Origin of the sequence: Chelatococcus sp. XZ-Ab1 (genome assembly GCF_029309855.1) — a bacterium.
In the GTDB taxonomy this organism is placed as follows: Bacteria; Pseudomonadota; Alphaproteobacteria; order Rhizobiales; family Beijerinckiaceae; genus Chelatococcus_A; species Chelatococcus_A sambhunathii.
Genome location: NZ_JARKII010000009.1, coordinates 46907 through 61383, shown reverse-complemented (window position 1 = coordinate 61383; position 14477 = coordinate 46907). Strand labels below are relative to the sequence as shown.

Annotated in this window: 12 protein-coding genes; 11 read left to right on the top strand and 1 reads right to left on the bottom strand. The window is 68.2% G+C overall.

Going from position 1 to position 14477, the window contains the following annotated elements; all coding sequences use genetic code 11:
• Nucleotides 1-22: 22 nt before the first annotated feature.
• The 3 genes from P2T65_RS14490 to P2T65_RS14480 are packed head-to-tail and all read left to right on the top strand — an operon-like array spanning nucleotide 23 to nucleotide 3504.
• Nucleotides 23-1489, top strand: coding sequence for a CpaF family protein (locus tag P2T65_RS14490; RefSeq protein WP_071924295.1), 1467 nt, complete (start codon nucleotides 23-25; stop codon nucleotides 1487-1489).
• 19 nt (nucleotides 1490-1508) lie between these two features.
• Entirely contained in the window at nucleotides 1509-2513 is a 1005-nt protein-coding gene (locus tag P2T65_RS14485; RefSeq protein ID WP_276200092.1) for a type II secretion system F family protein, read from the top strand.
• A gap of 16 nt (nucleotides 2514-2529) precedes the next feature.
• Nucleotides 2530-3504, top strand: coding sequence for a type II secretion system F family protein (locus P2T65_RS14480; RefSeq protein WP_245280586.1), 975 nt, complete (start codon nucleotides 2530-2532; stop codon nucleotides 3502-3504).
• 107 nt (nucleotides 3505-3611) lie between these two features.
• Here the strand turns inward: P2T65_RS14480 and P2T65_RS14475 are convergent, their stop codons facing one another.
• On the bottom strand, nucleotides 3612-4565 hold the full coding sequence (locus tag P2T65_RS14475) for a helix-turn-helix domain-containing protein (protein ID WP_245280577.1): 954 nt from the start codon (nucleotides 4563-4565) through the stop codon (nucleotides 3612-3614).
• Between the two features lie 100 nt (nucleotides 4566-4665).
• Between P2T65_RS14475 and P2T65_RS14470 the strand changes: the two genes are divergently transcribed.
• From P2T65_RS14470 to P2T65_RS14435, 8 genes are all read left to right on the top strand, one after another.
• Nucleotides 4666-5835, top strand: a complete 1170-nt coding sequence (locus P2T65_RS14470; RefSeq protein WP_276200060.1) for a DJ-1/PfpI family protein — start codon at nucleotides 4666-4668, stop codon at nucleotides 5833-5835.
• A 71-nt stretch (nucleotides 5836-5906) separates the two neighbouring features.
• Nucleotides 5907-6578, top strand: a complete 672-nt coding sequence (locus tag P2T65_RS14465) for a dihydrofolate reductase family protein (protein ID WP_276200059.1) — start codon at nucleotides 5907-5909, stop codon at nucleotides 6576-6578.
• 67 nt (nucleotides 6579-6645) lie between these two features.
• Nucleotides 6646-7296, top strand: coding sequence for a dihydrofolate reductase family protein (locus P2T65_RS14460; protein ID WP_276200058.1), 651 nt, complete (start codon nucleotides 6646-6648; stop codon nucleotides 7294-7296).
• 416 nt (nucleotides 7297-7712) lie between these two features.
• Nucleotides 7713-8954, top strand: coding sequence for an MFS transporter (locus P2T65_RS14455; protein WP_055460150.1), 1242 nt, complete (start codon nucleotides 7713-7715; stop codon nucleotides 8952-8954).
• A 176-nt stretch (nucleotides 8955-9130) separates the two neighbouring features.
• Nucleotides 9131-10717, top strand: a complete 1587-nt coding sequence (locus P2T65_RS14450) for a peptide ABC transporter substrate-binding protein (RefSeq protein WP_276200057.1) — start codon at nucleotides 9131-9133, stop codon at nucleotides 10715-10717.
• A gap of 48 nt (nucleotides 10718-10765) precedes the next feature.
• Nucleotides 10766-11686 (top strand): ABC transporter permease subunit, encoded by a 921-nt coding sequence (locus P2T65_RS14445; protein ID WP_055460149.1) that lies wholly within the window; start codon nucleotides 10766-10768, stop codon nucleotides 11684-11686.
• Entirely contained in the window at nucleotides 11679-12818 is a 1140-nt protein-coding gene (locus tag P2T65_RS14440; protein WP_055460148.1) for an ABC transporter permease subunit, read from the top strand. The genes P2T65_RS14445 and P2T65_RS14440 overlap by 8 nt, the downstream gene beginning before the upstream one ends.
• Nucleotides 12818-14452, top strand: a complete 1635-nt coding sequence (locus P2T65_RS14435; protein ID WP_276200055.1) for an ABC transporter ATP-binding protein — start codon at nucleotides 12818-12820, stop codon at nucleotides 14450-14452. Before P2T65_RS14440 ends, P2T65_RS14435 begins: the two co-directional genes overlap by 1 nt.
• The last annotated feature ends 25 nt before the right edge of the window (nucleotides 14453-14477 follow it).

Genomic DNA, 14477 nt, shown 5'->3' with positions numbered 1-14477 from the left:
CGGCACAGAAACGGGACGCGACATGTTCGGCAAGCGGACGAGCCAGAACGGCCCCCTCGGCGGGGCGGCACCGGCCTTCCAGCCGGCGCGGCCCACTCCGGCCGCCGCGCCGGCGCGGGTCGATCCGCCGCCACGCGCCGCGCCGGCGCCATCGACCCCGCAGCCCGAGCCGCCGCGGCCGGAAAAGCGCCACTCGGAGGAATATTACCAGACGAAGAGCATGATCTTCGGCGCCCTCATCGAAGCGATCGATCTGTCGCAGCTCGTCAAGCTCGACACAGAGACGGCGCACGACGAGATCCGCGACATCGTCACCGAAATCATCGCCCTCAAGAACGTCGTCATGTCGATCGCCGAGCAGGAGGAACTGCTCGACGACATCTGCAACGACGTGCTCGGTTACGGCCCGCTCGAGCCGCTGCTCGCCCGTGACGACATTGCCGACATTATGGTCAATGGCGCGGGCCACACCTACATCGAGGTCGCCGGCAAGATCCAGCGCTCCAACGTGCGCTTCCGTGACAACCAGCAACTGATGAACATCTGCCAGCGCATCGTCAGTCAGGTCGGCCGGCGCGTGGACGAGGCGTCCCCCATCTGCGACGCGCGCCTGCCGGATGGCTCGCGCGTCAACGTCATCGTGCCGCCGCTCGCCATCGACGGGCCAGCGCTCACCATCCGCAAGTTCAAGAAGGACAAGCTGACGCTCGACCAGTTGGTGACCTACGGCTCCGTCTCGCAGGAGGGCGCCGAGGTGCTGCGCATCATCGGCCGCGTCCGCTGCAACACCATCATCTCGGGCGGCACGGGTTCGGGCAAGACGACCCTGCTCAACTGCCTCACCCGCTACATCGACCACGACGAGCGCATCATAACCTGCGAGGATGCGGCCGAGCTGCAACTGCAGCAGCCGCATGTGGTGCGCCTGGAGACGCGCCCTCCCAACCTCGAGGGCCAGGGCCAGGTGACGATGCGTGACCTCGTGCGCAACTGCCTGCGCATGCGCCCCGAGCGCATCATCGTCGGCGAGGTGCGCGGCGCGGAGGCCTTCGACCTCCTGCAGGCCATGAACACCGGCCACGACGGCTCCATGGGCACACTCCACGCCAACTCGCCGCGGGAGGCGCTGTCGCGTCTCGAATCCATGATCACCATGGGCGGCTTCGCGCTGCCCTCGCGCACCATCCGCGAGATGATCTGCGCCTCGGTCGACGTCATCATTCAGGCCGCGCGCCTGCGCGACGGCTCGCGCCGCATCACCCACATCACCGAGATCATGGGTATGGAGGGTGATGTGATCATCACACAGGACATCATGACTTACGACATCACCGGCGAGGACGCGAACGGGCGCCTCCTCGGCCAGCACCGGTCGACGGGCATCGGACGGCCGCGCTTCTGGGAGCGGGCGCGCTATTTCGGCGAGGACCAGCGCCTTGCCGCCGCGCTCGATGCCATGGAGCGCACGGGCGGCGAAGCCATCGCGTGAAGGCCGCACCATGGACGAGATGCTGCTGACCCTCTTCGGTTCCTTCGCCCCCGCGAACCTCGCCGTCGCGGCGCTGGTGACGGTGGCGGTCGGCGGCGTCGCCTACGTCCTCGTCTATCCTTGGCTGTCGGGCGAGAAGCGGGCCGAGGCACGGCAGAAGGCGCTCGTCGGCACCTCCGCCCAGCGCGCCGCCGAGCGGCTCAACGCGGCCACCGCCAGCAAGCGCGAACAGGTGGCGCAGAGCCTCAAGGAGATCGAGGCCCGCGAGAAGCGGCGCAACAGGCTCTCCCTCGAGATGCGCATCACCCAGGCCGGCCTTGCCTGGACGAAGCCGCACTTCTTTCTCGTCAGCGCCGGGCTCGGCCTTGCCACGGCGCTCCTCCTCTTCCTCATGACGCATCGGCCCGCCATGGCACTCGCCGGCCTCTTCGTCGGCGCCCTCGGCCTGCCGCGCTGGCTGCTCGCCCACCTGCGCGGCAAGCGGATGAAACGCTTCGTCGAGGAACTGCCGAACGCCCTCGACGTCGTGGTGCGCGGCGTGCGCGCCGGCCTGCCACTCGGCGACTGCCTGAAGATCATCGCCTCGGAGGCGGCCGAGCCGGTGCGCTCCGAGTTCCGCGCCATCGTCGAGGCGCAGGCGCTCGGCCTCTCCGTGACGGACGCCTGCGCGCGACTGCCCGAGCGCATGCCCATTCCCGAAGCGAATTTCTTCGCCATCGTCATCGCCATCCAGCAGAAGGCGGGCGGGAACCTGTCGGAGGCGCTCGGCAACCTCTCGCGCGTTCTGCGCGAGCGCAAGAAGATGAAGGGCAAGATCCAGGCGATGAGCATGGAAGCCAAGGCCTCCGCCGGCATCATCGCCTCGCTGCCCTTCGTCGTCGCCATCCTCGTCTACATCACGAGCCCCAGCTACATCGAACTTCTGTGGCTCAAGGACACGGGCAAGATCGCCCTCGCCGTCTCGGGCGGCTGGATGCTGGTCGGGATCATCGTGATGCGCAACATGATCGACTTCGACTTCTGAGGAGGCACGGGTGGCGATCGTCGAGGCCCTCACCGACCGGCTGCTCGACAGTCAGTTCATGCTGGCGCTCCTTGCGGCCATCGCCGCCGCCGGTACGGTGCTGACGCTCGCCCTGCCGCTTGTCGAGCGCAACGCGCTCGACAAGCGCATGAAGGCGGTGGCACTGGAACGGGACAAGATCCGCGCCCGCGAGCGCGAGCGCATGATGGGCCAGCAGCGCGCTTCCCTGCGCCAGCAGCCCAAGGCCTACATGAAGCAGGTGGTCGACCGGTTCAACCTCGGCCACTGGCTCGGCACCGACACGGCCCGGGCACGCCTGACAATGGCCGGCTACCGCGGCCAGCAGGCGGAAATCGCCTTCTTGTTCTTCCGCATGGTGCTGCCCATCGGCCTGTGCCTCGTCACGGCCTTCTACGTCTTCGTGCTCCTCAAGCTGCATCAGCCGCTCGCCATCCGGCTCGGCATCGTCATCTTCGCCGCCTATGCCGGCATCAAGCTGCCGGAGCTCTTCGTCTCCAACGCCATCCAGAAGCGGCAGACTTCGATCCGCCGGGCTTGGCCGGACGCACTTGACCTGCTGCTGATCTGCGTCGAATCCGGCATGTCGATCGAGCAGGCCTTCCGCAAGGTGGCCCAGGAGATCGGTCCCCAGTCCGTGCCGCTCGCCGAGGAGCTGACGCTTGCCACGGCGGAACTCTCCTACCTGCCGGACCGGCGCGCCGCCTTCGAGAATCTCGGCACCCGCACGGGCCTCGACATCGTCAAGAACGTCGCGACCGCGCTCATCCAGGCCGAGCGCTACGGCACCTCGCTCGGCCAAGCCCTGCGCGTACTCGCGCAGGAGAGCCGCGACCAGCGCATGAACGAGGCCGAGAAGAAGGCGGCGGCCTTGCCGCCCAAGCTCACCGTGCCGATGATCCTCTTCTTCCTGCCGGTGCTCTTCGTCGTCATCATCACCCCGGCCCTTATCCAGGTCTTCGGCTGGAAGTGACGGATCGGCCCGCCGGAGGAAGGCAGCCATCACTCCGTGCCTGGTCGCGTGCTCGAAGGATCGCGCGCAGCTGCGCCGGCACAAAGCCGGCCTGCCACCTGCGAGCCTTACAGCACGGCATGCATGGCGCGAAAGAGTCGCGGCGCGACACCGAACCGGCGCTCGAAGGCTTCCGTGAGCCGCGCGGGCGGAAAGAGGCCGACCTGCGCCGCGACCGCTTTCAGTGAGAGCCCCCGCGACAACAGCATGCGCGCCGCATCGAGCCGCGCGGTCTCCACGAAACGGGCGGGCGTCTCGCCCGTCGCGGCCACGAACCGGCGGTGGAAGGTGCGCTCGGTCATGCCAGCGCGGGCGGCGAGCGATGGCACATCGAGCGGAGCATCGAGGTTGGCCTGAATCCATCCGATGAGGTCCGCGAACGGGCTGTCGCCCTTGACCTGCGCCTTGAGGACGGGGCTGAACTGGGACTGGTAGCCGGGGCGGCGGGCATAGAGGATGAGCCGCTTCGCGACCTCGCCGGCGATCGTTGCGTCGAGGTCGTGCGCGATCATCGCCAGCGCCATGTCGATGCCGGTCGTCACCCCGGCCGAGGTCCAGAGCCGCCCGTCGACGACATAGAGCGCGTCCGAATCCACCGCGACCTTCGAAAAGGCGTCGGCAAACCGTCGGCATGCATCCCAGTGGGTCGCGACGCGATGGCCGTCGAAGAGACCGAGCGCCGCCAGCACGAAGCCGCCGGTGCAGACGGAGCCGAAGCGCTCGGCCTGCCGGACGAGTGGCGGCAGAGCGGCCCGCAACACCGGGTCCGCCACCGCCGGCAGGAGGTGCTCCCGTTCCGCGCCGACGACCAGCACGGTCTGGAGGTCCCCAGGGCGCACATCGGTAATGGACCGCGTCTCGACCGCGACCCCGCTGCTGCTCTCCACGGCCCCGCCTGCGGCCGACAGCAGCGTGACTCGGTAGAACGCGGACCTCCCGTTCTGACCGAGAGCACGATTGGCGCCGGTGAACACGGATGCCGGCCCCGAGGGATCGAGCAGTTCGAAACCGGGATAGACCACGAAGGCCACGTGATGCATTGGCAGAAATTAGCGGTTATTTGTCATTCTTGCCAGAACGGACGACATCTAGTGTTGCTCGGGAAGCGCTGGGAGGCGCTCGATGCCGGAGCAGCTGCGCATGTCGAAGGTCCACCTCTTGTCAGGCGTTATGGTGGTCCTCATCCTCTGCCTCGCAGGTTTCGGAGGCTGGATCCTCAGCCTGCCGGCAGCACCGGCAGCTGTCGCGGCGCCGCCGGTCCCACGGGAGGAGGCGGAGGCCATGCTCGCTGCACTGAAACCCGCGAAACGCGCGCGTCCGCTCATCGCCGTCATCGCCCTCAACAACGCCACGGAGACGACCGACTATCTGGTGCCCTCGGGAATCCTGCGGCGCGCCGGTGTTGCCGATGTAATGATGCTCGCAACCGGCCCGGGGCCGGTGACGCTCTATCCGGCCCTCCGGGTCGTCCCCGATGCGACGCTCGCGCAATTCGACGCCGCGCATCCCGAAGGGGCGGACTATGTCATCGTGCCCGCCATGAGCCGCGACGACGACCCGGCCGTGCTCGCCTGGCTTACGTCCCAAGCGGCCAAGAAGGCGCGGATCATCGGCATCTGCGCCGGTGCCAAGGTCGTCGCTGCTGCCGGCCTGCTCGATGGCAGGCGCGCGACGACCCACTGGTATTATCTGCGCGAAATGCTGCGATGGAGCCCGACGACCACCCATGTCGCCGACCGGCGCATGGTGAGCGATGAGGCCGTCACGACCACCACGGGCATCAGCGCCTCCATGCCGATGATGCTGACGCTGATCGAGGCGATCGCTGGCCGGACCAAGGCAGAGGCAGTGGCCCGCGACCTCGGCATCGGGGCTTGGGATGCCCGGCACGCGAGCGGCGCGTTCAGGCTCACGCGCCCCTTCGCGGTGACCGTGCTCGCGAACAGGATCGCCTTCTGGAACCGGGACGAGTTCGGCCTCCGCCTCGAGCCGGGCGTGGACGAGGTGTCGCTGGCGCTGATGGCCGATGCCTGGTCGCGCACCTACCGGTCGCACGTCACGAGCTTCGCCGCTTCGGCGGATGCGATCGAGACCCGCAGCGGCCTTCGGCTCATCCCGGAAAGCCTTGCCGATGACTGGCCGGAAACCCGGCGCATCCTGCCCCTGCCGGCCGAGCGGCCGGCCCATGCGCTCGACCGGACGCTCGACGCGATCGCCGCGCGCTACGGAGGCGCCACCGCCGACGTGGTCGCCATGCAGCTCGAATACCCCCGCATGACGGCAGGCCGTTAGGCCGAACACGCGGCTCCCCCACGGCCTCCGCCTCGCGGGTCCGGCAGTGAACACCAGCAGGAGCAACCGACATGAGAAGGATCATCGCAACCGCCTATGTGTCACTCGACGGCGTCATGCAGGCTCCGGGGGGCCCGGAAGAGGATACCACGGGCGGCTTCGCTCTTGGCGGATGGCTCGTGCCCTATTGGGACGACATGATGAACAAGCGCATCATCGACAGCATGGCCGAGCCCTTCGACCTTCTTCTGGGGCGCCGGACATACGAGATCTTCGCCGCCTACTGGCCGCACGCCGGTGACAACCCGATCGCCAACCGTTTCAACGCGGCGACCAAATACGTCGCCACGCGCAGCCTCGACCATCTCGACTGGGCCGGTTCCATCCGCATCGGCGGCGACGTGGCAGCCGAGATCCCGCGGCTGAAATCGGGCGACGGCCCGGACATCCAGACCTGGGGCAGCAGCGATCTGTTGCAGACGCTGACAACCGCCGGGCTGATCGACGAATACCGCGTCTGGATCTTTCCGCTTATCCTGGGGCGCGGAAAGCGCCTGTTCGAGGACCGCCTCCCGGCGCGGGCGCTCGCGCTCGCCGACACGACGACCTCATCGACCGGCGTGGTGATCAACACGTACCGGCCGGCGGGGGAGGTGAAACCGGGATCGTTCGTCGCCGACGCGCCGTCCGACGCGGAACTGGCGCGGCGCAGGAAGCTGGCGGACGAAGCCCGCGCATCGTGAGCCCGGGCGGTGGCGGCGAAACGGCCTCGCCGAGGCGCCGGGCACCCGACGAAGAGGAGCACCAGCCATGTCGCTTGCCCGCGTTCAGAACTTCTCCGTCTCGCTCGATGGTTTCGGCACCGGCGAGGGCCTGAGCCGTGACGAGCCGTTCGGCCACGCCGGCGAGCGGCTGCACGAATGGATGTTCGCCACCCGGTGGGGCCGCGAGATGTTCGGTCTGCCGCCCGGCGGCACCGGCGGCGTCGACGACGCCTTCGCGCGGCAGTTCTATCCCGGCATCGGCGCCGAGATCATGGGTGCCGGGAAGTTCGGTCCTCCCGGCTGGCAGGAGAACCCGGAGTGGACGGGCTGGTGGGGGTCGAACCCGCCGTTTCATACGCCGGTCTTCGTCCTCACCCACCACCGGCGCCCGTCGATCGCGATCGGAGGCGGCACGACCTTCCATTTCATCGAGGCCCCGCCGGCCGAAGCGCTGAAGCTCGCCCACGAGGCGGCCAGCGGCAGGGACGTGCGCATCGGCGGCGGATCGATCGTCGTTCGAGACTTCCTGGCCGCGCGGCTCGTCGACCATGCGCATATCGCGGTGGTCCCGATCCTGCTCGGCCGGGGCGTACGTCTCTGGGACGGACTGGAGGGCCTCGAGAGCGATTACCAGATCGAAGCCACTTCCTCGCCCAGCGGCGTGACGCACATGACCTTCACGCGGAAAGATACGTGAAGCGCACCGTGAACCCAATCTCGCCAACGGATTAGCCTTGCGAGCATCGCGGTCCCGTGCCGCAGCGTCGCACTTCAACGGCATTTGCCACATGGTGGCCGCCGGCGAGGGCGTCGGTGTCGCGCCCGAGGTCGCGGTACGCCGCTGCGGACGGTTCATGAGGCTCCAGTGGCTTCGGCGCACCGATGCCTGGGCCACGCACCGGCTGGCGAACTACGCCCGCCACAGGGCGGACCCGCGTCGCCGGTGCGGGCTGTGTGCGTCCCCCGCATGCGGCGGTTGCGCTCTGACGTCTCCGGGCAACTGAATGCGGCGGTTTCGGAACCCGATGGCGGAGCAGCGGTTTCAGGGACGCATTCACTCCACTTTTCGCCCGTAGGGATCTTCCACCACGACCAGACCGAGGAGGCCGGCCGATGCTCGTGCAGATCGGAACGCTCATTGCTGCGACGAGCCTTGTTCAACTGGCCAACGGCTTCTTCAATACCTTCCTCTCGCTGCGCCTGACCATGGAGGATTTCGGCCCGACAAACACCGGCGTCGTCCTCAGCGCCTATTTCATCGGCTTCACCGCCGGCGCCGTCTGGTCGGGACGGCTGATCCGGCGCATCGGCCACATCCGCGCCTATGCGGCCTTCGCCGGCATGGTCGTGGCCGCGACGGCCGCCATGCCACTCGCCGTCTCGCCCACCGTCTGGATCGCCTGCCGGGCCGCCATCGGCCTCGGCTGCGTCGGCCTCTTCATCACCACCGAGAGCTGGCTCAACGCCAAGGCGGAGGCGAGCCAGCGCGGCCGCGTCTTCTCGGTCTACATGGTCGGCACCTTCACGGCCCTCGCCATCGGGCAGCTGCTGATCGGGCAATTGACGATCCAGTCCGCCGCCCCGTTCTACGTCATCATCGTGCTCTTCGCCCTCGCGCTCGTCATGGTCACGCTAACGCGGGCGGAAGCGCCCGGGATCATGCCGGAGGCGACGCTGCCCTACGGCGATCTCACCCGCCAGGCGCCGGTTGCCGTAACGGGCTGCGTCATCGGCGGCATGATCACCAGCGCCTTCTATGCCCTGGTGCCGGCCTGGATGCTGCGCGACGGCATCACGCAGGACACCATCGCCGTCTTCATGCTGGTGGCCGTGCTCGGCGGGCTTGCGCTGCAGGTGCCCGTGGGACGCCTGTCCGACCGCAATGACCGCCGCCTGGTCCTCGCCGGCCTTGCAGTGGGCTTTGCGGTTTCGGCCCTGCTGCTCGCGGTGCTACCGCCCAACCCGGCCGCGGTCCTGCCGGTCGCGGCGCTGCTTGGCGGCTTCATGTCGACCCTCTATCCGGTCAGCGTCGCCCACGCGCTCGACCGCATGCCCGCCGACCGCGTGGTGGCGGTCAGCGGCCGGCTGGTGCTCGTCAGCGGCTTCGGCTCGGCCCTCGGCCCGATGATCGGCTCGGGCGTGATGGCGCGGCTCGATATCGACGGCCTCCTGTATTTCATGGCATCGGTCGCTCTCCTGCTCGCTGCCGTGGCCCGGATACGCATCGCCTCGCGACCGCCCCCGGCCGTGCGCGCCGAGCGGCCTTTCGACATCCTCGACCCGACGACTGCCCCCATCTCGCAGGAGCCCGAGGCCACCGATCCCGACGGCGGCCCACGCGCCGTACCTAACTGAGCGCCTGCTCCGGCCACTATTTCGGTACCGCCCCATGCACTTCGCGTCCGCGAGTGTGATTGACGGCGTGAAAGGCGAGTGCTATCCTTCGCCCGGCAAAGTCGACGCGCCGGAAAGACTTGGACTCGCTCAACTTTAATTCAAATGCCGGCGCAATCCAGAAGCGGGAGGCAGTTGTGAGCCGTATTCGACCGTTCCTCTGCGCCGTCGCTGCGCTGTTCGCGCTCACGACCCTGGCGCAGGCCGAGACCGTCTATCACCGCGGCAATGCCGGCGACCCGAAGACGCTCGACGCGCACCAGACCTCGATCGACGTCGAGGCCAATATCCTGTGGGATCTGCTTGAGGGTCTTGTCGCCTATGACGCGGCCGGCAAGGTAGTCCCCGGCGCGGCCGAGAGCTGGACCATGTCGCAGGATGGGACGGTCTACACCTTCAAGCTGCGCGCCGACGGCAAGTGGTCGAACGGCGATCCCGTCAAGGCCTCCGACTTCGTCTTCTCCTTCCGCCGCATCATGGATCCGCAGACGGCGGCGAAATACGCTTCGCTGCACTACCCCATAAGGAACGCCGAGAAGATCAACAAGGGCGAGATGAAACCCGAGGAACTCGGCGTGAAGGCTGTCGACGACCTGACGCTCGAGATCGCGCTCGAGCGGCCGACGCCCTATTTCCTCGAATTGCTCACGCACCAGACGGCGCTGCCGATGCATCAGGCGAGCGTCGAGAAATTCGGCAAGGACTTCGTGCGGCCGGGCAACTTCGTCTCCAACGGCGCCTACAGCCTCGCCGAGAACGTGCCGGGCGACCACATCAAGGTGGTCAAGAACCCGCACTACTGGGATGCGGCCAATGTCAAGGTCGACGTGGTCATGTTCTACCCGACCGAGGACAACGCCGCCGCGGTGCGCCGCTTCATGGCCGGCGAGCTCGACACCAACTACCAGTTCCCCATCGACCAGCTGCCCTTCCTCAAGGAGAAGCTGGGCGGCCAGGTGAGGACCTCGCCCTATCTCGCCATCGAATATTACGCCATCAACAACAAGAAGGAGCCGTTCAGCGACCCGCGCGTGCGCCGCGCCCTCGCCATGGCCATCGACCGCGACTTCCTCGCCGACAAGATCTGGAGCGGGGCCGCCGTGCCCGCCTACAGCCTCGTGCCGCCGGGCATCAACGGCTACACGCCGGCCGAGGCCGAATTCGCCGCGCTGTCGCAGCTCGACCGCGAGGACGAGGCCAAGAAGCTGATCGAGGAGGCCGGCTACGGCCCGGGCGGCAAGCCGCTCAAGATCGAGATCCGCTACAACACCAACGACGCGCACAAGAAGGTGGCGACCGCCATCGCCGACATGTGGAAGCAGGTGTTCGGCGCCGAGGTCACGCTGCTCAACACCGACATCAAGACGCATTACGCCCATCTGCAGAACAGGGGCGACTTCGATGTCGCGCGCGCCGGCTGGGTCGGCGACTATGCCGATGCGCAGAACTTCCTCTATCTCGGCGTCACCGGCAATGCCGTCGGCAACTATTCGCAGTTCAGCAACGCGAAGTTCGACGAGCTCGTGAAGACCTCCGACGCGACGCTCGATCCCGCGGAGCGGGCGAAGATCATGGCCGAGGCCGAGGCCATCCTGCTCGCCGAGATGGGTCTCATCCCCATCCTCAATCGCACGTCGCTCCACCTCGTCTCCGACAAGGTGAAGGGCTGGGCCGATAATGTGCGCAACGTGCATCGCAGCCGCTACATCAGCATCGAGCGTTGATGAATCCCGGGCGGCCCCGCCGGGGCCGCCGTTCGCTGCGGAGACTTCATGCTCACCTACACCCTGCGCCGCCTCCTCAGTGCCGCCCCCACGCTTTTCGTCATCGTCACCGTCGCGTTCTTCCTGGTGCGCTTCGCCCCAGGCGGCCCCTTCGACCTCGAGCAGCCGCTCGCCCCGCAGGTGCTCGACAACCTGCGGCGCGCCTACAGCCTCGACCAGCCGCTCCACGTCCAGTACCTCGACTATCTCGGCAAGCTGGTGCGCGGCGACTTCGGCCCGAGCTATGTCGCGATCGACTTCACGGTCGGCGAGATGCTGCGCCGCGCCCTGCCCTATTCCGTCACGCTCGGCCTCAGCGCCCTCGCCCTGGCGATCTTCGGCGGCGTCGCGGCCGGCGTCTTCGCCGCCCTGCGCCAGAACAGCGCCGCGGACTATTCCGTCATGACCGTGGCGACGGTCGGCGTCACGGTGCCCAATTTCGTCGTCGCCCCCGTCCTGCAGCTCGTCTTCGGCCTCATGCTCGGGCTGCTGCCCATCGGCGGCTGGGGCGACGGCGGCCTCGCCCACCGGCTGATGCCGACGGTGGCGCTCGCCCTGCCGCAGATGGCGGTGATCGCACGGCTCACTCGCTCATCCATGATCGAGGCCTTGCGCGCCGACCACATCCGTACGCTCAGGGCGAGCGGCCTGCCCGGCCATGTCATCATCCGCCACGCCCTCAAGGGGGCGCTCTTGCCGGTGATCTCCTATCTCGGGCCGGCGGCCGCCGCCCTCGTCACCGGCTCGGTGGTCATCGAGAAGATCTTCGCCATTCCCGGCATCGGCGCCTATTTCGTCGAGGGCGCGCTCAACCGGGACTACACCCTCGTCATGGGCACGGTCGTGACGCTGGCCGGCTTCGTCGTCGTCTTCAACCTCCTCGTCGACCTCGCCTATGCGGCGCTCGACCCGCGGGTGCGCTATGACTGACGGTACGCTCGCCACCGATGCCGCCGCGGCGAAACCCGCCCCCGCCGGCCACAGCCTCTTGGCGCTCGCCATGCGGCGCCTCCTGCGCAACCGCGCGGCCGTCGCGGGCAGCATCGTCCTTGCCCTCATCACCCTCTTCTGCGTCGCGGGCCCCTGGCTGTCGCCGCATCCCTACGACCGCGTCTACCGTTCCTATGTCGCGATGCCGCCGAGCCTCGAGCTTTATCCGAAGGAATCGGCGCTCGCCGGCGCCATGGGCGAGGCGCTGGAGCGGGCCCGCCTCGCCATGGCCGACTTCTCTGTCGACGGCGACAGCTTCCGCGTCACGCTGCGCTCTGACCGGCCGATCGACCCGCGCAACACGCGCTACATCGAACGGCTCGACGAATTTGCCGATCCGCGCGTGGTCGAGACGCTGGACGAGGGGCGCACGCTCGTCGTCGCGGGCCGCGTCAACCGCCAGCTCTTCCTGATGGGGACCGACCGCAGCGGCCGGGACCTGATGACGCGCATCATGGTCGGTGGCCGCATCTCCCTGCTCGTCGGCCTGCTCGCCACCTTCGTCAGCCTCGTCATCGGCGTCGCCTACGGCGCCATCGCGGGCTTTGCCGGCGGGCGCGTCGACAATCTCATGATGCGCTTCGTCGATGTGCTCTATTCCCTGCCCTTCGTCTTCTTCGTCATCCTGCTCGTCGTCTATTTCGGCCGTGACTTCGTGCTCATCTTCGTCGCCATCGGCGCCGTCGAATGGCTCGACATGGCGCGCATCGTGCGTGGCCAGACGCTGGCGCTGAAGCGCCGCGAGTTCGTGCAGGCAGCGGAGGCCCTCGGCGTCGGCACGGGCGGCATCCTGAGGCGCCACATCGTGCCGAACCTCCTCGGCCCCGTCGTCGTCTTCGTGACGCTGATGGTGCCCAAGATCATCCTGCTCGAGAGCTTCCTCTCCTTCCTCGGCCTCGGCGTGCAGGCGCCGCTGACGAGCTGGGGCGTGCTCATCTCGGAAGGCGCGGCCAACATCCAGAGCGCGCCTTATCTCATCATCTTCCCGTCCATCTTCTTCGTCGCCACGCTCTTCGCCCTCAACTTCATCGGCGATGGCCTGCGCGACGCGCTCGACCCGAGGGACCGCTGATGGCCGATACCGTGCTCAGCGTCCGCGGGCTCAGCGTCCGCTTCGAGACCGAGAGTGGTGCGGTCGAGGCCGTGAAGGGCATCGACCTCGACGTCGACGCCGGCGAGACGGTGGCCATTGTCGGCGAATCCGGCTCCGGCAAGAGCCAGACCATGATGGCGGTCATGGGCCTTCTTGCCCGCAACGGCCGCGCCGACGGCTCCGTCCGCTACCGCGGCGAGGAGATCCTCGGCCTGCCGGCGCGCGCGCTCAACCGCTACCGGGGGCGCAAGATCACCATGATCTTCCAGGAGCCGATGACCTCGCTCGACCCGCTCTACCGCATCGGCGAGCAGATCGCGGAGCCGCTGATGCGCCACGCCGGGCTCTCCCGCACGGCGGCCCGTCGGCGCGCCGTCGAGCTGCTCGACCTCGTGCACATCCCTGATCCGGAGCGGCGCCTTGCCGCCTATCCGCACGAACTGTCCGGTGGCCAGCGCCAGCGCGTGATGATCGCCATGGCGCTTGCCAACGATCCCGACATCCTCATCGCCGACGAGCCGACGACGGCGCTCGACGTCACCGTGCAGGCGCGCATCCTCGAGCTCCTGTCCGAGCTCAAGACGCGGCTCAGCATGGCCATCGTCTTCATCACCCATGACCTCGGCATCGTCCGGCGCTTCGCCGACCGCACCTACGTCATGAAGAGCGGCGAGGTGGTGGAGAGCGGCGCGACCGGCACGCTCTTCGAGCGGCCGCGGCACGACTATACGCGCATGCTGATCGAGGCGGAGCCGAGCGGCCGCAAGTCCCCGCCGCCGCCCGACAGCCCGACCGTGCTTACGGCCGAGGACGTGCGCGTCGTCTTCACCAGGCACGAGGGCCTGTTCGGCCGCAGGCGGCACGACCTGCACGCGGTCGACGGCGTCGATCTCACCGTGCGCCGCGGCGAGACCGTCGGCGTGGTGGGTGAATCGGGCTCCGGCAAGTCGACGCTCGGCCGCGCCCTGCTGCGTCTGATGCCGGCGGCCGGCCTCGTGCGCTACGAGGACCGCGCGCTGATGCCGCTCGACCGGGCCGCCATGCGGCCGCTACGCCGGCACATGCAGCTCGTCTTCCAGGACCCCTTCGGCTCCCTGTCCCCGCGGCTGACCGCGGGCGAGATCGTCACCGAGGGCCTCCTCGTGCACGAGCCGGGCCTGACCCGCGCCGAGCGTGACCGCCGCGCCGCATCCGCCTTCGAGGAGGTGTGGCTCGACCCGGCGACCCGCCACCGCTTCCCGCACGAATTCTCGGGCGGTCAGCGCCAGCGCATCGCCATCGCGCGCGCCATGATCCTCAAGCCGGCGCTCGTCGTGCTCGACGAGCCCACATCAGCCTTGGACCGTTCGGTGCAGAAGAGCATCGTGGAGTTGCTTCGCCACCTGCAGGAGAAGCACGGCCTCGCCTATATCTTCATCAGCCACGACCTCGCCGTGGTGCGGGCGCTCTCCGACGAGATCATGGTGATGAAATCGGGCAAAGTGGTCGAACGCGGCCCGATCGAGGCAATCTTCGATAATCCGCGCGAAGCCTATACGCGCGAATTGATCGCCGCCGCGTTCCTCGATGGGCGCGGCGTGCACATGGAGGCCGCCGCCGGACCAGGGCTCTGAGGCCAGCGGAGGAAGTCTTCCCCCT